This window comes from Bradyrhizobium sp. USDA 4503, from assembly GCF_054055815.1.
Genome location: NZ_JBSRXS010000001.1, coordinates 6,902,897 through 6,922,049, shown reverse-complemented (window position 1 = coordinate 6,922,049; position 19,153 = coordinate 6,902,897). Strand labels below are relative to the sequence as shown.

The 19,153-nt window shown below is 64.3% G+C and carries 19 protein-coding genes; 3 read left to right on the top strand and 16 right to left on the bottom strand.

Annotated features, from left to right (window positions below; genetic code table 11):
- The first annotated feature begins 34 nt into the window (after window positions 1-34).
- Window positions 35-1,477, top strand: a complete 1,443-nt coding sequence (locus ACVMIH_RS32995) for a homospermidine synthase (protein WP_028341360.1) — start codon at window positions 35-37, stop codon at window positions 1,475-1,477.
- A gap of 126 nt (window positions 1,478-1,603) precedes the next feature.
- On the opposite strand, the gene ACVMIH_RS32990 is transcribed toward ACVMIH_RS32995, so the two are convergent.
- From ACVMIH_RS32990 to ACVMIH_RS32930, 13 genes are all read right to left on the bottom strand, one after another.
- The gene (locus tag ACVMIH_RS32990) at window positions 1,604-2,344 is read right to left on the bottom strand and encodes an acetoacetate decarboxylase (RefSeq protein ID WP_076827705.1); all 741 of its coding nucleotides are present in this window, start codon (window positions 2,342-2,344) and stop codon (window positions 1,604-1,606) included.
- A gap of 119 nt (window positions 2,345-2,463) precedes the next feature.
- On the bottom strand, window positions 2,464-2,796 hold the full coding sequence (locus ACVMIH_RS32985; protein ID WP_168857865.1) for a hypothetical protein: 333 nt from the start codon (window positions 2,794-2,796) through the stop codon (window positions 2,464-2,466).
- Between the two features lie 81 nt (window positions 2,797-2,877).
- Entirely contained in the window at window positions 2,878-3,594 is a 717-nt protein-coding gene (locus tag ACVMIH_RS32980; RefSeq protein ID WP_456864675.1) for an MgtC/SapB family protein, read from the bottom strand.
- Between the two features lie 98 nt (window positions 3,595-3,692).
- The gene (locus ACVMIH_RS32975) at window positions 3,693-4,712 is read right to left on the bottom strand and encodes a WD40 repeat domain-containing protein (protein WP_057016236.1); all 1,020 of its coding nucleotides are present in this window, start codon (window positions 4,710-4,712) and stop codon (window positions 3,693-3,695) included.
- Window positions 4,712-5,770 carry a CobW family GTP-binding protein gene (locus tag ACVMIH_RS32970; protein WP_057016235.1) on the bottom strand — a complete coding sequence of 353 codons (1,059 nt, stop codon included), beginning with the start codon at window positions 5,768-5,770 and terminating at the stop codon, window positions 4,712-4,714. Before ACVMIH_RS32970 ends, ACVMIH_RS32975 begins: the two co-directional genes overlap by 1 nt.
- 109 nt (window positions 5,771-5,879) lie before the next feature.
- A complete protein-coding gene (locus ACVMIH_RS32965; RefSeq protein WP_057016234.1) occupies window positions 5,880-6,752 on the bottom strand; it encodes a metal ABC transporter substrate-binding protein in 873 nt (290 codons plus the stop codon).
- 5 nt (window positions 6,753-6,757) lie between these two features.
- Window positions 6,758-7,627: a metal ABC transporter permease gene (locus ACVMIH_RS32960; protein ID WP_016842589.1), complete on the bottom strand. Its 870-nt coding sequence runs from the start codon at window positions 7,625-7,627 to the stop codon at window positions 6,758-6,760.
- A 5-nt stretch (window positions 7,628-7,632) separates the two neighbouring features.
- Window positions 7,633-8,388: a metal ABC transporter ATP-binding protein gene (locus tag ACVMIH_RS32955; protein ID WP_057016233.1), complete on the bottom strand. Its 756-nt coding sequence runs from the start codon at window positions 8,386-8,388 to the stop codon at window positions 7,633-7,635.
- A 5-nt stretch (window positions 8,389-8,393) separates the two neighbouring features.
- Window positions 8,394-8,585 carry a hypothetical protein gene (locus ACVMIH_RS32950; RefSeq protein WP_057016232.1) on the bottom strand — a complete coding sequence of 64 codons (192 nt, stop codon included), beginning with the start codon at window positions 8,583-8,585 and terminating at the stop codon, window positions 8,394-8,396.
- A gap of 1,292 nt (window positions 8,586-9,877) precedes the next feature.
- On the bottom strand, window positions 9,878-10,207 hold the full coding sequence (locus ACVMIH_RS32945; RefSeq protein ID WP_456864672.1) for a LysR substrate-binding domain-containing protein: 330 nt from the start codon (window positions 10,205-10,207) through the stop codon (window positions 9,878-9,880).
- 60 nt (window positions 10,208-10,267) lie between these two features.
- Complete coding sequence (locus ACVMIH_RS32940; RefSeq protein WP_057016230.1) at window positions 10,268-11,008, bottom strand: class I SAM-dependent methyltransferase; 741 nt, start codon at window positions 11,006-11,008, stop codon at window positions 10,268-10,270.
- A 24-nt stretch (window positions 11,009-11,032) separates the two neighbouring features.
- On the bottom strand, window positions 11,033-12,520 hold the full coding sequence (locus tag ACVMIH_RS32935) for a hypothetical protein (protein WP_456853310.1): 1,488 nt from the start codon (window positions 12,518-12,520) through the stop codon (window positions 11,033-11,035).
- 457 nt (window positions 12,521-12,977) lie between these two features.
- Complete coding sequence (locus tag ACVMIH_RS32930; protein WP_456864670.1) at window positions 12,978-13,895, bottom strand: LysR family transcriptional regulator; 918 nt, start codon at window positions 13,893-13,895, stop codon at window positions 12,978-12,980.
- 252 nt (window positions 13,896-14,147) lie between these two features.
- Here ACVMIH_RS32930 and ACVMIH_RS32925 point away from each other — a divergent pair, with 252 nt between their 5' ends.
- Window positions 14,148-15,461: an MFS transporter gene (locus tag ACVMIH_RS32925; protein ID WP_057016227.1), complete on the top strand. Its 1,314-nt coding sequence runs from the start codon at window positions 14,148-14,150 to the stop codon at window positions 15,459-15,461.
- Between the two features lie 21 nt (window positions 15,462-15,482).
- On the top strand, window positions 15,483-16,556 hold the full coding sequence (locus ACVMIH_RS32920) for a tartrate dehydrogenase (RefSeq protein WP_456864668.1): 1,074 nt from the start codon (window positions 15,483-15,485) through the stop codon (window positions 16,554-16,556).
- 238 nt (window positions 16,557-16,794) lie between these two features.
- Here the strand turns inward: ACVMIH_RS32920 and ACVMIH_RS32915 are convergent, their stop codons facing one another.
- The 3 genes from ACVMIH_RS32915 to ACVMIH_RS32905 form a co-directional block, all read right to left on the bottom strand.
- Entirely contained in the window at window positions 16,795-17,559 is a 765-nt protein-coding gene (locus ACVMIH_RS32915; RefSeq protein ID WP_057016225.1) for a serine O-acetyltransferase, read from the bottom strand.
- A gap of 153 nt (window positions 17,560-17,712) precedes the next feature.
- On the bottom strand, window positions 17,713-18,204 hold the full coding sequence (locus ACVMIH_RS32910) for a DUF2852 domain-containing protein (protein ID WP_057016264.1): 492 nt from the start codon (window positions 18,202-18,204) through the stop codon (window positions 17,713-17,715).
- Window positions 18,205-18,334: 130 nt separating this feature from the next.
- The gene (locus ACVMIH_RS32905; protein ID WP_050385230.1) at window positions 18,335-19,048 is read right to left on the bottom strand and encodes a TetR/AcrR family transcriptional regulator; all 714 of its coding nucleotides are present in this window, start codon (window positions 19,046-19,048) and stop codon (window positions 18,335-18,337) included.
- Between the last annotated feature and the right edge of the window lie 105 nt (window positions 19,049-19,153).

The window sequence follows — 19,153 nt, the reverse complement described above, 5'->3', positions numbered from 1 at the left end:
CTATCCGCCGCTAGGCACTCTCCTGGAGAAAATGATGAGCCCCGCCTCGCAGATCTACGCGAAGATCACAGGTCCCATTGTTATGATCGGCTTCGGCTCGATCGGCAAAGGCACGCTGCCTTTGATCGAGCGGCATCTCGATTACGACAAGTCGCGCGTCACCGTGATCGACCCCAAGGACGAGGGCCGCAAGGCGCATTGCGAGAAGCACAACGTCAAATTCATCCAGAAGGCCGTGACCAAGGACAATTATCGCGACCTGCTGAGCCCGCTGCTCACTGAAGGCGGCGGCCAGGGCTTTTGCGTCAATCTGTCGGTCGATACCGGCTCGACCGACATCATGGAGCTGTGCAACGAACTCGGCGCTCTCTACATCGACACCGTCAACGAGCCCTGGCTCGGCTTCTATTTCGATTCCTCGAAGGGCCCGGAAGCGCGCTCCAACTACGCCCTTCGCGAAGTGACGCTGGCCGCCAAGAAGGCGCGCCCCGCGGGCTCGACGACGGCCGTCTCCTGCTGTGGCGCCAATCCCGGCATGGTCTCGTTCTTCGTCAAGCAGGCGCTGCTCAACGTCGCCGCCGATCTGAAGCTCAATGCCCCGAAGCCGAAGACCAAGGCCGAATGGGCGGACTTGATGCGGCAGGCCGGCGTGAAGGGCATCCACATCGCCGAACGCGACACCCAGCGCTCCAAGTCGCCGAAAGAGCCTGACGTCTTCGTCAACACCTGGTCGGTGGAAGGTTTCCTGTCGGAAGGCGTGCAGCCGTCCGAACTCGGCTGGGGCACCCATGAGAAATGGATGCCCGAGAATGCGCATACCCACGAAGCCGGCTGCGGCGCCGCCATCTATCTGATGCAGCCCGGCGCCAACACGCGCGTACGCACCTGGTGCCCGACCCGCGGCGCGCAGTATGGCTTCCTCGTCACCCACAACGAGTCGATCTCGATCGCCGATTACTTCACGGTGCGTGACGCATCGGGCACGGCGATCTATCGGCCGACCTGCCACTATGCCTATCACCCGGCCGACGACGCCGTGCTGTCGCTGCATGAAATGTTCGGCCGCGCAGCGAAGATGCAGGAAAAGCATCACATCCTCGACGAGAACGAGATCGTCGACGGCATCGACGAGCTCGGCGTGCTGCTGTTCGGCCATGACAACAATGCCTACTGGTACGGCTCGCAGCTCTCCATCGAGGAGACCCGCAAGCTCGCGCCCTATCAGAACGCCACCGGCCTGCAAGTGACCTCCGCCGTGCTCGGCGGCATGGTGTGGGCGCTGGAAAACCCGAACGAAGGCATCGTCGAGGCCGACGAGATGGACTTCGATCGTCTGCTGGAAATCCAGCTACCCTATCTCGGCCCCGTGAAGGGTTTCTACACCGACTGGACCCCGCTGACGGATCGTCCGGGACTGTTTCCGGAAGATATCGACACCAGCGATCCCTGGCAGTTCAAGAATATTCTGGTGCGCTGACAGGGTCATCCCGGGATGCGCGCTTAGGCGCGCAGACCCGGGATCTCGAAATCGTGGCGCGAGATTCGCAGGTGCGCGAGTGCGCACCATGGTCCATCGCCGACGCGATGCCCCGGAATGACTTCGTCATCTCGCCATGTAGTCGAACGCGACCGAGCCGAGGCCGAGGGTCAGGTCTGCCTTGAAATGCAGCGCCGAGACCACCTCGCGCACCGGCAGGCGGGCGACATCGCATAGCGCGTGCGGAAACAGGCCGAGCGCGGCGGGGCCGGTCCAGGCCTCCTTCAGCGTGATGTCTTCCAGATGAAACCGCACCAGCTCGCAGATCCGCGGGCTGCCGTCGACATGCGGGATGATCTTCAGAATGAAGTTCGGCGCCGTCATCGACTTCAAGACGGTGTCGTGGTCGACCTTGCGATGCTTGTAGCCCATGGTGGCGGAGGCGCAGAGCACCGAGCCGTAATGCAGCGAGCCGACCAGCACGTCGCTCTCGACCTCGATCCTGGGCTTTGCCAGCTTCTTCGGAAATCCCCACAGCTCGCGGCCGCCGGCGATCGGGCCTTCATCGTCGAGATACATCGCGTGGGTGTAGGCGCCCTCCTCGCCCCTGAAGCGAACCGGGATCACCTGCCCGGTCTCGGTGTAGTCGCCGAAACCGGTCGAGTCCGGCATGCGGATGAACTCGTACTTCACCACCGGCTCGGCGACCTCGAGCGGCTCCGGCACCACGGCGGCGAGCGCTTCCGGGTCGGTCTTGTAGGTGATGATGAAATATTCGCGGTCGAAGAACCGGTAGGGCCCCGGCGGAAACGACGGGTTGGTGAGCGGCATCGAATAGGCGGTGCGCCGGACGTCCTCGATCTTCATGGCAGGCCCCATCTGTCGTTGGCGAGACGACAGATTATGGAGTGTGCCGGTGGCGGAGGCGAGACCGTATAATCGGCAGCGTCCGTCAAATCCGCGTCACAATGCGGGCCGCGGCGCGCTTACTTTTTCTCGATCGGCGGCGCGGTCTTCTCCGCGGGCGCGGGCGGCAGCACCGGCTTGGCGCCGGCCTTCCGTGCCTCATCGTCGGGACGCGCGGGCTGCGGCGCCGGCGTGGTCGGCCGCTCGCCGCCCGGCTTCGACTCGGCCGGCGGCGCCGTCTGCTGCGGCTCGGGCGTCGGCGTCGGTTGCAGCGGCTGGGTCGCCTGCGCGATCTCCTGCGGCGGAGCGGCATAGATCGCGTGCAGCGAAAGCACCGCGATCGCAACGCCCGCTGCCACCAGCGTCGAGGCGATCAGCATGTCGATTCGCAACCTGGTCCGATCCACAGCCATCTCGTTCACCTGCGCCTTGTCCACGGGGTCAACGATCCCGCCACGGCATGGTTCCGAAGCGGTGCCTGCGGGAACCTCGGCTCAATCCGTGGTGCTGACCTCCCAGGTCGCGTGCCGCACGCCGGGCTGATGCTGCAGGTCGACCACCACGGCGTTCAACTCGTTGGGCTCGACCGCGGTCGAGACCAGCGTCGCCACGATCTCGAGGAAGTCGTCGCCGGCCTCGACCACGTCGACATCGGCAACCGGGTAGTTCGCTGCCTCCAGCTTCTCGACCAGGCGGTCGCGCATGTCGGGCAATGCCTCGGGAGTGACCGCGAGCTTGAAGTAGTAGGTCGCCTCCGAGGCCTTCTCGTTCAGCGGGATGCGGTTGATGGCGTTGACCAGCGGACGCAGCAGCGTGTTGCCGGCGATCACGAACACGGTCAGCGCCGCCGCCTGCGCCACGAGGTCGGCACCAGAGCAGGAGCCGACCGCGGCCGAGGCCCACAGCGTGGCCGCGGTGTTGAGGCCGCGCACATCCATGCCCTGCTTCATGATGACGCCGGCGCCGAGGAAGCCGATCCCCGACACCACATAGGCGATCACCCGCACCGCGCCGTCGGCGCCGGCCAGATGCATCGCGAGGTCGACGAAGGCGGCAGCGCCGACCGCGACCAGCACATTGGTGCGCAGACCCGCGGTGCGCTGCCGGTACTGCCGCTCGGCACCGATCAGGGTGCCGAACACAAAGGCCGTGATCAGGCTGACCAGCGTGTCGATGAAGTCGGCGAGCTGGAACGTGGTGAGAAATCGCATGACGCTGCGGCCCCGGCGCGAGCTTCGTCTTTTGACGCGTTTTCTTCACGCGAACCGGTACCCACTTCGCTCGAAAACGCTTCGTCTGCCGCGATCTCTTACATTTCCACGATGCCCGCGTCACCATCTTCCGTGCCGAAGGCGAGCAGCGTGCCCTTGGCATTCCATCCGAGCGCCGACACCGCAGTGCCGGCGTTCCGGCGCACCAGGATCTCGGCGCCGTCCTCGAGCCGGACCATCAGCACAGTGCCGTCGGCATAGCCGACCGCCATGATGTCGTTCTTCGGATGGCAGGCGACCACGGCGACCCGCGCCGGCATCGGCGCCAGCATCGCCGGCTCCTTGCCCATCGGGCCGTCCTTGCTGGTGAACGGCCAAACGATCACGGTATCGGCGCCCGAGGTCGCGAGCCCCTTGCCGCCGACACTCCATGACATCGAGCGCACCCGGCCAGGATAGCCGCTCATCCGCATATGCCGGTTGTCGGCGAGCCGCCAGCCATGCATCGCGGGCTCGTGCATCGCGGTGACGAGGAATTTGTTGTCCGGGCTGAACATGACGGCGAGATGCGAGCCGGCCCATTCCAGAAACTCCGGATTGGCCGCCATGTTGGGAAACCACAAGGTCACGCCGTTGTAATGCGCGATCGCAAGCCGCAGGCCCTTCGGCGCAAAAGCAAGCCCGCCGACGGTCGACGGTACCTCGAAGGTTTTCTCCTCGCCCTTGGGATTGCGCACGAACGCGGTCTTGCCCGCCGACCATGCCAGCGTGCCGTCGCTGTGCAGGGCGACGTTGTCGATCCAGCGCCGCTTGGCGTCGGTCGCAATGACAGCGGTCTCGCCCTTGGCGTCGATCGCGACCAGCTTGCCGTCGTCACCGCCGGTGACGAGCCGCTTGCCGTCGGAGGCGGCGCACAGGATGGCGCCGAAATGCGTCTGCGTCCGTGTGATCTCGCCTTCGGCGGTCGCGATCGCAACACCCTCCTCGGCGCCGACGAAGAACGCGCGGTCGCCGAGGAAATGTACCGAGCTCACCGCCGCGCCGAGCGGCAGCGGCTTGACGCGGTCGGTGATCGAAACGATGGAAGAAGGGGCCTCGCCCGGATCGAACTCTTTCATCACGTGGTGATGCACTGCTCGAAGCCGTCGCGGATCGCCTGCTCGGGCAGTTCGCGACCGATGAACACGACGCGGCTCTCGCGCTTCTCGCCGTCCTTCCATTTCCGCTGATGGTCGCCCTCCAGCATCATGTGGACGCCCTGGAACACGTAGCGGTCGTCATCGCCGGTGAAGGCGAGGATGCCCTTCGAGCGCAGGATCTTCTGGCCCTCGGTGGCGACGAGCTGCTGCAGCCAGGGCATGAACTTGGTCGGGTCGAGCGGCTTCTCGGAACGCAGCGACAGCGATTGCATGTCCTCGTCGTGATAATGCTTCAACCCGCCATGGCCGTGGTCGTGATCATGGTGGTGATGATGATTATGGTCATGGTGATGATGATCGTGATCATGGTCGTGATCGTCGCCGGCCTCGAGGAAATCCGGCTCGATCTCCAGGATGCGGTCGAGATCGAACGCGCCGCGCTCCAGCACGTCGGTCAGCCCGACCTGGCAACGCTCGGTGCGGTGCAGCTTGGCATAGGGATTGATGCCGCGGATGCGGGCTTCGACCTCGGCGAGTTCGGGCTTGGAGACCAGGTCGGTCTTGTTCAGCACGATGACGTCGGCGAACGCGATCTGGTTCTTGGCTTCCGGCGCGTCCTTGAGGCGGTCGCTCAGCCATTTGGCATCGGCGACGGTCACGACCGCGTCGAGCCGGGCGTTCTTCTGCACGTCCTCGTCGACGAAGAAGGTCTGCGCGACCGGCGCCGGATCGGCAAGGCCGGTAGTCTCGACGATGATGGCGTCGAACTTGCCCTTGCGCTTCATCAGGCCGTCCATGATGCGGACGAGGTCGCCGCGCACCGTGCAGCACACGCAGCCATTGTTCATCTCGAACACTTCCTCATCGGCGCCGATGATGAGGTCGTTGTCGATGCCGATCTCGCCGAATTCGTTGACGATGACGGCGTATTTCTTGCCGTGGTTTTCCGACAGGATGCGGTTCAACAGCGTGGTCTTGCCGGCGCCGAGATAGCCCGTCAGCACGGTCACAGGAATTTTTTGCGAAGCTTCAGCCATAACAACTCCAAAGGAACTCTTTGTTTGAACATGATCTTATCGGAAAACCGGACCCCACTTTTCCGGATCATGCTGGTCCGCGCTCAACCCAGACAGGGAGGCCCCTGCCCTACTCGGCGAGCGCGCTGGTCAGGGCCTTTATATTGTGCCTGACCATATCAATGTAAGTGGGTGCATCGCCCTTTTCGGCCGTCAAACCGTCCGAATACAGGGTGCCGCCGACCCGGGCGCCGGTCTCGGCCGCGATCCGCTCGATCAGGCGGGGATCGCTGATATTTTCGAGAAAAACTGCCGGAATTTTCGCAACCTTGATCTGGGCGATGATGGCGGCGATATCGCGCGCGCTGGGCTCGGAATCCGTGGACACGCTGAGCGGCGAGAAGAACGTGACGCCGTAGGCGTCAGCGAAATAGCCGAAGGCGCCATGGGTCGAGATCACCTTGCGCCGCGCCTCCGGCACTTTCGCCACCGCCTCATGCACCTCGCGGTCGAGCGCCTCGAGCTTGGCCAGATAGGCGTCGGCATTGGCCTTGAAGATGCCTGTCTGGTCGGGGGCCGCGGCGATCAGCCCGTCGCGAATATTGACGACGTAGATCTTCGCATTGGCCACGGATTGCCAGGCATGCGGATCGTCATGGCCGCCCATCTTCCGTGGCATGATCCCCTTGGTCGCCACCGCGACCGGTGCCTTGCTGCCCGAGGCCTGCAGCAGCCGCGGCATCCAGCCCTCGAAGCCGAGACCATTAATCACCACGAGCTTGGCGTCGGCGACCTTCTTGGCATCCGCCGGCGTCGGCGCGTAGACATGCGCGTCGCCGTCGGGCCCGACCAGCGCCGTCACGTCGACATTATTGCCGCCGACATTGTGCACCATGTCGGCGAGGATCGAGAAGCTCGCGACGACATTGATGCGTTCGGCGGCGCGCGCCGGTCCACTCGCCAGCAGCAGCGCCAGACCAATCAAACCGAACAATCGCCGCATCGTACTCACGCCTCGAGATGGCGGCCGGGAAACAGCTGCCGCACCAGGCCGCTGACATTGCCGAACAGCAGCGACACAATATAGAGCCCCGCCGCAACCAGGATGATCGCGGGGCCTGAGGGAATCCGGGTCTGGTACGACAGCACGAGTCCGGCATAGCCCGACAGCATCGCGCTCGCCACCGCGATGCAGATCATGGTGGTGATGTCGCGCGACCAGAACCGCGCAATGCCCGCGGGCAGGATCATCAGTCCGACGCCGAGCAGCGTGCCGAGCGCGTGGAAGCCGTTGACGAGGTTGACCACGACCAGCGCGAGGAAGGCGAGATGCGCCGGCGCGCCGGCCCGGCTCACGGTGCGCAAAAACACCGGATCGACGCATTCGATCACCAGCGGGCGATAGATCACCGCGAGCACCAGGAGCGTGAGGGTGGCGTTGAACGCGATCACCAGCAGCGTCTGGTCGTCCATCGCCAGGATGTTGCCGAACAGCACGTGCAGCAGGTCGATATTGGTGCCCTTGATGGACACGATGGTGACGCCGAGCGCGAGCGAGACCAGATAGAAGGTCGCAAGCGAGGCGTCCTCCTTCAATTCGGTGGTGCGGGCGACGAGGCCGGCGAGCAGCGCCACGGCAAAGCCCGCGATCAGGCCGCCGGTCGTCATCGCGAACAGGTTGAGCCCGGACAGCAGGAAGCCGATCGCCGCCCCCGGCAGGATCGCATGCGCCATGGCGTCGCCGACCAGGCTCATCCGCCGCAGCATCAGGAAAACGCCGATCGGCGCACCGCCGAGCGACAGCGCGATCACCGCCGCCAGCGCGCGGCGCATGAATTCGAATTCGGTGAAGGGCGTGACCAGCGCGTCGGATAGCATCGGCGTCAGGCGGCCCGCGAGCGTGGATCGGCGGCGCAGGCCGCGGCGCTATCGTCGAACGCCTCGCACATCCGCATTGCGACCATCAGATTGTCCGCCGTCAGCGCCTCGGCGGTCGGTCCCCATTCGACCGGGCCGCGCGCCAGCAGCAGCGTCTCCGGGAAATTGTTGCGCACCATGTCGAGGTCATGCAGCGCCGCCAGCACGGTGCGCCCCTCGCCGTTCCACCGCTTCACCAGCGCCAGCAGGTCGGCGGTGGTCTTGGCGTCGATGGCGTTGAACGGCTCGTCGAGCACGATCAGCCGGGCGTCCTGCAACAGCACGCGCGCGAACAGCATGCGCTGGGTCTGGCCGCCGGACAGCGTGCCGATCGGGCGGTTCTCGAATCCGTTGAGGCCGACGGCGGCGAGCGCCGCCAAGATCTTCTCGCGCGCGGCCTTGCCGATGCCGCCGAAGAACCCGGTGGAGCGCCACAGCCCGGTGCCGACGAAATCGAACGCCGAGATCGGGAAGCTGCGGTCGATGTCGGCAGACTGCGGCAGATAGGCGATGTCGCGATGATCCAGCCCGTCGAGATCGATCACGCCGGACAGCGGCTTGAGCACGCCGGCGATGCCGCGCAGCAGGGTCGACTTGCCGGCGCCGTTCGGGCCGATCACGGCGAGCAGCGCACCGGCCTCGACGGCGCCATTGAGATGATGCACCGCCGGGTGGCGGTCATAGCCGAGCGTGACGTCACGGAAGGTAACAAGAGCAGCCACTGGTCTCACCTCATCGCCAGCCAGACGACAGCCCACAGGCAGGCACTGACCGCGAGCGCCGCGAGCAGTCGGCCCGGCACGGGCATGCGCAGGATCGACCAGTGCGCGGCCTGCGCCGGATGCGCGTGCGGGGCGTGGCTGTGCCCGTGGGGGGCGTGGCCGTGATGGTGGTCCTCGTGGGTGTGCGTATGCGCCATGGAACGACTGTTATATTATAACATAACGCGAGTCTACAAAGGAGGAACTCATGGCGGACCCGCAAAACCGGGGAGATTTGAGCCGCGCCGGCAGAGTGACGTCCCGGTCGACAGCTTTGCCGGAAACCTGCCTGGATGGGAACCGTTGGCTACCTGCGCCGGAGCGAAGGCAGACCCGTGCGCAGTTCTCTCCGCGTCGTCCTGGCGAAGGCCGAGACAACGGCGAATCCGTGGTGCAGATTGCGAGGCCCGCCTGCGCGCCTCAAATTCAGTGTCGTCCCGGCGCAGGCCGGGACCCATACGCCGCGGCGGGTGTTGTTGACGGGACTCGTTATTCCAACGGTGCGTAATAATCGGCATTTGTGGTTATGGGTCCCGGCTTTCGCCGGGACGACACTGAGTGTGTGGAGCCGCGAGTAAAACAAACTTCTGCGCTCTCGCGATATGAATTGCCCGAGCTTTGACTTTTCAATCCGCCCTCTCTTGAACTGAGGGCGCGGGAAAGCCGGGTGTCGATCGCACCCATGGGCTCCGTGCGGGGACTTGACACGTTTTGCTGAGTTGTCCGTCGGCAAATCACCGATTGGCGTGGGGAAAATACCGGCGGAACGCCTTCGGCGACGGAGAGGCTGCCCTATGCGAAGAGGCAGCCCTATGCGACCAGCACATAGACCAGCATGGCAGCGGTGATCGCCATCCAGACGAGCGAGAGGCGGAAATACAGCAGGTCCCAATTCATGGGCGCGAGCGTACACGCCCGCGCTGACGTCAACCTTTCACCAGGTTAAGGCATCGCGGATTTAGTAACTAAGCACGCCAGCGGAATGGATCAGTGGTTGGCACGCCGAAAGACACAGCCCTGGCCCTCAATTTATGAACATGGCAATCGCCACGAGGATGACCGGGCTTAGCCCCATCAGTACGACAAACACGCTGTAAAGTAGGTTGCCCATAACGCCGCCCTACGTTGGAAGGGGAAGCTATGCCGGGCGGAACTCGGCAAGCCAGTGCAGTTTGTGCCAGCGGTGTTCGAGCTTTGGGAATTACCCAGTTATCTCCGGGGCCTAGCTGGACATCCCCGTAACACTACGGGGGCGACACAGCTCAGGCAGAGAAAAGGGCGACGAGCGCCACCACCGCCAAAGCGGTAGCGACGCACCCTGCGATCATGACCCAGTCCTGACGCTTCGCCATGCCGGGCACGCTCACCCGGCCAGCGCAGGTCGCGTTGACCTAGGTCAACCGGCCAAAATCATTCATCGGCCGTCGAGGCATCACGCAACGAGGCAGCCTCACGCCTCGCGCGCGTAACTCTTCAACCTTGCCTCGAGCACCGCGATCACCTGGTCGCGGACCGGATCGCGGGAGCCTTTCAGCCAGGCGGCGGCGAGCGGCAGGCGGCCGGCGCTGCTGCCGCGCTTCAGGCGGAGCGGCACAAAGCGGACGCCTGATATCGCCATCCGTGCGGTCCAGCGCGGCACGATGGCGACGCCGAGCCTTGCTGCGACCATGTTGACGATGGTCTGCTTCTCGTCGGCGATCTCCTGGATAAGCGGCGTCAGCCCGGCCTCGAACAGCTTTTTATGCAGCCAAGACGTTATGCCCGGCGCAAGGCCGGGCATAACGCGTTGTGGGGGAAGCGATCGAGCTCGTGTGCTCTCCGGCAAGAGCCGGGCGCGTCGTCACAGTGCGGGGGTCCACCTGTTGCGATGACGGTAGAGCTTTGACAGGCTGAAGTTTCCGACCTCTTGTTCGCCCTTGCGGAAAATGGCTATCGCCTTCTGAACGCTCATTTCCGAAATGATATCGGGCCGGCTTCCACAGAGCATGACGAGCTCGAAGATCAGATTGGTGAGGGCGGGCATATCGGTCCATTGCTGCGTCTGATAGGGCTCCTCCCAATGAGCCCAGGCCCAATCTTCGATCAGATAGAGACCATCGCTCTTGAGATAATGGAACGACGCCTCGAAGCTTGCTCGCGAGAGCTCGTATTGATGCGAGGCGTCGTCGATAATCATATCTATTCGCTGGCCGGGGAATTCCGTCCTGATGATGGTCTGGACGCGCGCGGTGTCGCCTTGCGACGTATTGTAGTATAATTTGACGCGGTCCGTCAGACCGTGGTCGCGGATCAGGCCAAGCACCGCTGGGCTCGCAGGTCTGATATCGATCCCGACGAACTTGATACGTTCCTCGATCGCGGCAAGAAGCAAAGCCGAACCACCTTCGAAGATGCCGAATTCCAGGATATTGGTAACCCCGTTCTCGCGAATGAGGCTTTTGTAGCGATCAATCATCCCGCGGTTCTTGATGATCGCGATGGAATCCTTCGTCGTCCTGGCATCATTGAAGTTCTGCCTGATCAGGCCAAACTTCATGTTGTTGATCACGAAGGTATTCTCATCACTCCAGACTTCATCCATTGGGAACCCCCTGTCGATATTGACTCAATTAACTGATCGCTGTTGTTTGCCCTGTGGCGTGCAGAGCCTCTCCTGCCAGATAAGCGGTATTTTTTCTCCATCCTCCGACGGTGCTTGGCGCAATTCCTCGCCTGCAATCTGCATGCCTGGCGGACATGGCCACGCAGTTGTCATCGAATCACTGGCCGATTTGCACCCGGCGCCAGCCGTTGTAGTTGAGATCGATGACGAACCGACGGCACACGCCTTCGGATCGATCCGCGTCGGCCACACCAGCTTGAACGGCGGAAGTGTCGGGCGTCGGCCCGCCGCGTTGGCGATCACTTTGAGACGCCGCACGCCTTCAGACAGCGTCGGCTGAATCCAGCCGCCTTCGGAGCTCTCGTTCCAGGCATAGATCACAACGCTCTTGAAGCGATCGTTGCGCGGATTGTTGGCCGCCTGACTGATTGCAGCACGGATTTGCCGTGTCCATTCCTCATCGGTGGCAGGTTGACACCAGTCCGGATTCGGCTTGCGAGTTTTCAGTTCCTGAGGATCGCGCAAAGCCGGTCGATAATCCCAGCCAAGCGTCACGGTTGGCAGGAAGCCTCCAGAACCATTCTGGGCTTCGGCTTGCCAGGCTTTCTGTGCAAGAGCCGCGCAACTGGCGTACGGCAGGGATTTTCCATTCGACCCAAGGGCGGTCGCATATGTACTCGCCGCATCAAATCCTATCCTGTGAGCAACGGGCTCCGTCTCGGACAGGTTGAAGAGCAAGGCAACCAGGTAGAGATCTCGGCCGGTCGCGGCCTTGACCCGATCCCTCATATCCTTCAGGGCCGCCTTTGTACCCTCTTCACCCCCAAGCCCCTTTATCCACGGGGTCATCGTACCAAGCAGGAAGAACACAGGCGCCGAGCCGTCGCTCGCCCGCATGTAATCCGGCCCGGCTACCGCTTTGCTGATTGCATCACTCACCATCGGCACATCACGAGGGGGGAATGACAGGTTGAAATTCAGCGCGTATTTGATGCCGAGCTTGTCTGGAAGCCGAAGAAAATTTCCCAACGCCCGATTGAGCGCCACGGCTCGACTGGGATCGCGTCCCCAGGAAGAACTCTCCAGGTAGTAGCCGAAGATGAAATAATCCAAGCCTGCGGACTTCGCGTAATGCACGTCCGCATTCAGTGCTCGTTCGGTGTTTCCGGGAAAACCGAGATTTCCGTTCGGCAGACGCTCTGTGTAATACGGAGCGCGCGCGCGCAATCCAGGGTCGGCCAGGACCTGCCCATAGGGACTGTCGAGACTCCAATTGTCCCACCGAATGGCACCTAATGAGACCTTGCTCGACGAGGCCGGTGCCGCAGTTGGTACGGCGGGCGCTGCGGGTGCCACGGCGGAAGGACTGCCCTTGCTCACCTGAGCCATGGCTGGGAGTGAGGAGACTGCCGTCGCAAGCACAACAAGCAGACGGATCGAGCAGTGTCGGGCTGTCCACATCATCACTTTCCCTTGGTCCAAAGCCGCCATGATGCGGCTCGGGATTTCGGTTGTTACTCGACATGCATTCAAGAAGTAACAAAGGGCGCTTATGTGGCGGCGCACTGCAATCGTATCCGTTGAAGCGGAACATCGATGCAACAGCGTGACATCAGACTTGCCTTGGTTCTCGCGAGCATTGCGCCGCGATTCACATTAGGTCGAAGCAGAACGGGATCGTTGGAACTTTCTGCGCCATGCGTTTCAGTTGATCGAGGAACTTTCTGCCGCCGAAATGGGCACAGGCACTACCGCGCTCCACGCCTCGCGACGACACGGTTGAAAAATCGAATGATCCTTCCATTGGTTGAAGACAGAGGCTCCGCGTTTTGCAACACAGGTCCCGAATCCATCGATCCGCAAAACGCGTGGTGGAATGGATTCCGAGCTCGCGCTTCGCACGCCCCGGAATGAAGAGAGAGAGAGAGAGAGAGAGAGAGAGACGTGTTCACGCCTCGCGCGCGTAACTCTTCAACCTTGCCTCAAGCACCGCGATCACCTGGTCGCGGACCGGATCGCGGGAGCCTTTCAGCCAGGCGGCGGCGAGCGGCAGGCGGCCGGCGCTGCTGCCGCGCGTCAGGCGGAGCGGCACAAAGCGGACGCCTGATATCGCCATCCGTGCGGTCCAGCGCGGCACGATGGCGACGCCGAGCCTTGCTGCGACCATGTTGACGATGGTCTGCTTCTCGTCGGCGATCTCCTGGATACGCGGCGTCAGTCCGGCCTCGTCGAACAGTTTTGTCGTCAGATCGTGGCTGTGCGGCCGCGAGCGGCGTTCCGGCACGATCAGGGGCTGATCCGCGATGTCGGGCAGCACGATCTGCTTGCGCCGCGCCAGCGCGTGCTTGTGCGACAGCGCCACCACGGCGGTCTCCTGCAACAGCGGGACAAACTCGATGCGGCGGTCGGGCCGCTCCGGCGGGCGCACGAAGGCGAGGTCGAGCGCGCCAGACAGCAGCTTCGGCAGCAGGCGGATGGTCTTCTCCTCGAGCAGTTGCACGGCAACATCAGGATGGGCGGCGCGGAGGTCGCGCAGCAGCGGCGGCAGCAGGCCGGCCGCCGCGCTGTCGATCGCGCCGATCCGGAAGCGGCGCGCCTGTGGCTTGCGCAGCCGACGGCGAAAGCCGTTCTCGATCGCCTCAGCGCGGCCGAGCAGCGCGCGGCTCTCGCGCAGCAGCACAGCGCCGTCCTCGGTCAGCGACACCGCGCGCGTGGTGCGCGCGAACAGCCGCACCCCGAGATCCTCCTCCAGCAGCTTGATGTGGCGGCCGAGCGCCGACGGCATCATCTGCAGGCGCTGCGCCGCGCGGCCGAAATGCAGCTCCTCGGCAGCCGCGACGAAGCAACGAAGCTGGTGCAGTTCCAAGACGTCGCTTCCTTATGCCCCGCGTTCGTCATGGCCGGGCTTGTCCCGGCCATCCACGTCTTTCTTTGCCGCCAAGACGTGGATGCCCCGCACAAGGCCGGGCACGACGCCAAGTGAGACCGGGTCCGATTATATCATTTTTTTGTATAAACCGGCGTGGGTTGAAGCGGAAGGGCGCGAGCTTCTAGGCTTTGCGATGGCGTGCGACAGGCGCCGTCCCAACAAACAAGACGAACCCGGGGGAAGAAGCCCATGGAAAGCCAGCTTGGCGCGCGCGTATTGCGCAAGATCTCACTGCGCATCGTGCCGTTCATCATGCTGCTGTACTTCGTGGCGTTCATCGACCGCGTCAATATCGGCTTCGCCTCGCTGACCATGAACAAGGACATCGGCCTGTCGCCGACCGTCTATGGCTTCGGCGCCGGTATCTTCTTCTGGGGCTACTTCCTGTTCGAGGTGCCTTCCAACATCATCCTGCACAAGATCGGCGCGCGGATCTGGATCGCGCGGGTGATGATCACCTGGGGCCTGGTCTCGGCGGCGATGGCGCTGGTGCAGGGTGCGACCAGCTTCTACGTGCTGCGCTTCCTGCTCGGCGCCGCCGAAGCCGGCTTCTTCCCCGGCATCATCCTCTATCTGTCCTACTGGTTCCCGGCGCGGCAGCGCGCCGCCGTCACCGCGCTGTTCATGGCGGCGGCGCCGCTGTCGACCGTGCTCGGCTCGCCGCTCTCCGGTGCGCTGCTGGAGATGGACGGACTGCTCGGCTTCAAGGGCTGGCAATGGCTGTTCGTGCTGGAGGCCGTGCCCGCCGTGCTGCTCGGCTTCGTCGTGCTGGGCTTCCTGACCGACCGGCCGGAGCAGGCCAGATGGCTGGCCGACGACGAGCGCGCCTGGCTGGTCAAGACCATGAAGGCCGAGAACGACGGCAAGGCCACGACCGCGAGCCACAGCATCTGGCGCGGCCTCGCCGACCCGCGGGTGCTGGCGCTGGCTCTGGTCTATTTCGGCACCTCGGCCGGGCTCTACACACTTGGGGTGTGGGCGCCGCAGATCATCAAGGCGTTCGGCCTGTCGTCGATCCAGGTCGGCTTCCTCAACGCCGTACCGGCGACGGTTGCCGTCATCGCAATGGTGCTATGGGCGCGACATTCCGACCGCACCGGCGAGCGCACCTGGCACGTGGTGCTGGCCTGCCTGATGGCCGCGGCGGGACTTGCGCTCGCCGGGCTGTGGACCGGCCTTGCCGCCGTGATCGCGGCGCTGACCCTGGTCAATATCGGCATCTCCTCGTCGAAGCCGCCGCTATGGAGCATGCCGACCATGTTCCTGTCCGGCTCGGCCGCCGCGGCCGGGATCGCCACCATCAACTCGATCGGCAATCTCGGCGGCTTCGTCGGGCCGGCGATGATCGGCTGGATCAAGGAACGCACCGGCAGTTTCGACGGCGGTCTTTATTTCGTCGCCGGCCTCCTGGTGCTCTCGGCCGTGCTCACGCTGCTGCTGTCGCGCGCGCAGAGCGCGCCGGCACAATCCGAACCGCAACCAAATCCCATGCGAACCCGCTAACCACTCATCCGGAGACAACCCATGCGTACCCATTCCATCGCCGCCATCCCCGCCGACGGCATCGGCCCCGAAGTGATCTCCGCGGGCGTCCGCGTGCTGGAGGCTCTGGCGAAGCGCAGCGGCGACATCAGCTTCAACGTCAAGACCTTCGACTGGGGCTCGGACTATTACAAGAAGCACGGCGTGATGATGCCGGCCGACGGGCTCGCGGAGCTGAAGAACTTCGACGCGATCTATTTCGGCGCGGTCGGCGCACCCGATGTGCCCGACCACATCACGCTGTGGGGCCTGCGGCTGCCGATCTGCCAGGGCTTTGACCAATACGCCAATGTGCGGCCGACCAAGATCCTGCCCGGCGTCGCCTCGCCGCTGCGCAATGTCGGCGTCGGCGATCTCGACTGGGTGATCGTGCGCGAGAATTCCGAAGGCGAATATGCCGGCATGGGCGGCCGCGCACACAAGGGCCTGCCGGAAGAGGTCGGCACCGAAGTCGCTGTCTTCACCCGGGTCGGCGTGACGCGGATCATGCGCTATGCGTTCCAGCTCGCGCAGTCGCGGCCGCGCAAATTCCTCACCGTGGTGACCAAGTCGAACGCGCAGCGCCACGGCATGGTGATGTGGGACGAGATCGCGGCCGAGGTAGCGAAGGACTTCCCCGACGTCACCTGGGACAAGATGCTGGTCGACGCCATGACGGTGCGGATGACGCTCAATCCGAAGAGCCTCGACACCATCGTCGCAACCAATCTGCACGCCGATATCCTCTCCGACCTCGCCGGCGCGCTGGCCGGCAGCCTCGGCGTGGCGCCGACCGGCAACATCGACCCGCAGCGCCGCTATCCCTCGATGTTCGAGCCGATCCACGGTTCGGCCTTCGACATCACCGGCAAGGGGATCGCCAACCCGGTCGCGACGTTCTGGACCGGTGCGCAGATGCTGGAGCATCTCGGCGAGAAGGACGCCGCGGCGCGCCTGATGGCCGCGGTCGAGAAGGTGTGCGCGGCCGGCGTGCTGACGCCCGACGTCGGCGGCAAGGCGACGACGAAGGAAGTCACCGATGCGGTGGTTGACGCGATCCATGGGTCGAATGTTTAAGGCGGCGACGGTCCCGTCGCATCACGCAGTGAGGCGAGCGCGCTAGTCGGACTCCCTTCCCCCTTGTGGGGGAGGATTGGGGAGAGGGGTACCGCTTGCTCCGCTCTCCATGAGGATTAGCGACGCCCGCTGCGCACGCTGATCAACGATTGCCCTATCTCTCGCCGTCTCGCCCGGGGCCACCCCTCACCCCACCCTCTCCCACAAGGGGAGAGGGTGCCTGAGAGGGGTGCTCACCTCACGAAAGCGTGCCCGCCTCCGCGCAATTGGTCAGCCGCGCGGGCACGCCGATGGCGGTGCAGCCGGCGGGCACATCCGTCGTCACCAGCGCGCCGGCGCCGATCCTGGCGAAATCGCCGATCGAGAGATGTCCGATCACCGTGGCGCCGGCGCTGAGCAGCACGCCGTGGCCGATCTTCGGCGCGCGGCGCGGATCATCCTGATGCCGCGCGATGGTGACGTTCTGCAAAATCGTGACCTCGTCGCCGACCGAGGCCAGCGCGCCGATGATGATGCCGGTGCCGTGATCGAGGAAAACCGCCGTTCCAATCCGGGCCGACGGGTGAATGCTGATCTGCAATTGGTCCGCCGTCGCGCTTTGCATCATGAGCGCAAGGTCGGGGCGGTCCTGGCGCCACAGCCAGTTCGACACCCGCCAGGCCTGCAGCGCGACGAAGCCCTTGAAGTTGAGCAGCGGCGGCAGGAAGCCCGTGATCGCGGGATCACGGCGCACGATGGCCGTGAGATCGGTGGCCGCGGCATCGACCAGCACGGGCTCGGCCGCATAGGCTTCGCGGGCGGTCCGCGCGAACTGTGCGCGATCCTCTTCCGCGCGGCTGATATGCCGGCCGATCAGAAAAGCGAGCGCCCCGCCGAGGTCGCCCTGATCGAGAATGAAGGCGGCCGACGCCTCGAGGAACGGATCGGCAGCGATCGCCGCCTCCGCCTCGCGCCGGATCGCAAGCCAGAGCTCGCCGGCCGTCACTGTCGCTGATCCCGCCATAGTCTTCACCTCATCGTCCGGATCCCAAACGATAGAGTGGGCGTCACCATCCCAAAATGCAAACCGCCCGCTTGCTCATCGCAAACGGGCGGCTCAGGGCCATCAGGTTCTATGGGGGCACATCGCCTGAAGGCTAGCGCTTGCCTCGCGCGATCAGCTCTGCGGCGGCTGGTCGGTCGGCGGGGTCGGACGGGTCTTGTGCTGCGCCATGAAGGCGTCGAACTCTTCCTTGTCCTTGGCGTGGCGCAGGCGATCGAGGAAGTTCTTGAACTCGACCTGCTCCTCCTCGAGACGGCGCAGCGTGTCCTGGCGGTACTCGTCGAAGGCACGGTTGCCGCTGGAGGGCGGACCGAAGCCGCCGAACGGGAAGCCGCGGCGCTCCATGCGGCTCTTCATCCGCTCCATCTTGTCCTGCATGCGCTCCATCTTGTTCGCCCAGCGATCCTGATCGTAGTGACTCCAACAGGCCATCTTTCTGCTCCCGAGTGTGAAAAAGAGAAGGGCGAGGCCGATCGGCCACCAGATCATGAAGCCGAGGATGATCCCGGCGATCTTCAGGGGATGCCACGGCGTCGCGTAGAAGTAGGGACGGTAGGGCTCTTCGACGGGGCCGCGCCAGCGATTGACATCAGCGGTGTAGGCCATTTCCTTCTCCATCACGGCATCACGCCGTTGTGAATGTAAATAACATTTACATAGGTAACCGATCCCTTGGGAAAGTCAAGCAGCGCGGGTGACGCACCCCTCGGATTATTTTTGGCTTGGCCGTTGAACCTTATTTCGGCTTGCCCCAAGGACCAGACCTTTCGCCGGCCGGCTTGTCGTCGGCGGCCGCGGTTCCAGGCCGGCGGTCGGTCGGGAAGCCGAGGCCGCGCAGATAGATCAGCACTTCGGCCTCGAGCAGATCCTCCGGCGACATCGGCAGCTTGCGCCGCGCGGCATCGCCGCGGCCGAACAGCGAGGCGACACCGTGCGACATCGCCCAGATGTGCAGCGCCATCATCATCGCCGGCGGACGCGGCATGCCGGGCGGCGCCAGTGCCGCGAGCCGCTCGGCAGCGGCGCGGATGATCGCGAAGGCGCGCTCGCTTGCGGCCATCAAGGTCGGATTGGAATCGACCGGCAGGCCGGATTCGAACATCGCGGAATAGAACGCGGGCTCCTCGCGGGCAAAGGCGAGATAAGCCTTGCCGACCCGCTCGAACGCCGTGACGGTGTCGGGGCGGCCGTCGTCCCAGGCCTGCGTCAGCAGCGATTCGAACTGCTCGAAGCCGCGCTGCGCGATGCTGGCGATCAACTCGTCGCGGTCGCGGAAGTGGCGGTACGGCGCGGCCGGGCTGACGCCGGCCATCCGCGCGGCATCGGCGAAGGTGAAGCCGGCCGGCCCCTTCTTCGAGATCAGGTCGAGCGCGGCCTGCAGCAACGCCTCTTTGAGATTGCCGTGATGATAGCCGCGCTCGGCGCGGCCTTGGTCCTTGCGCCAGCTCATGTGAACGGCTTTTACATGAGCCCGCGGTAAAGGTCACTAGCGGGGCGGCAACGCGTCCATCAAGATTAACGGGTGTGACGCGGCCTCGCTGCACGCGCTTGACGG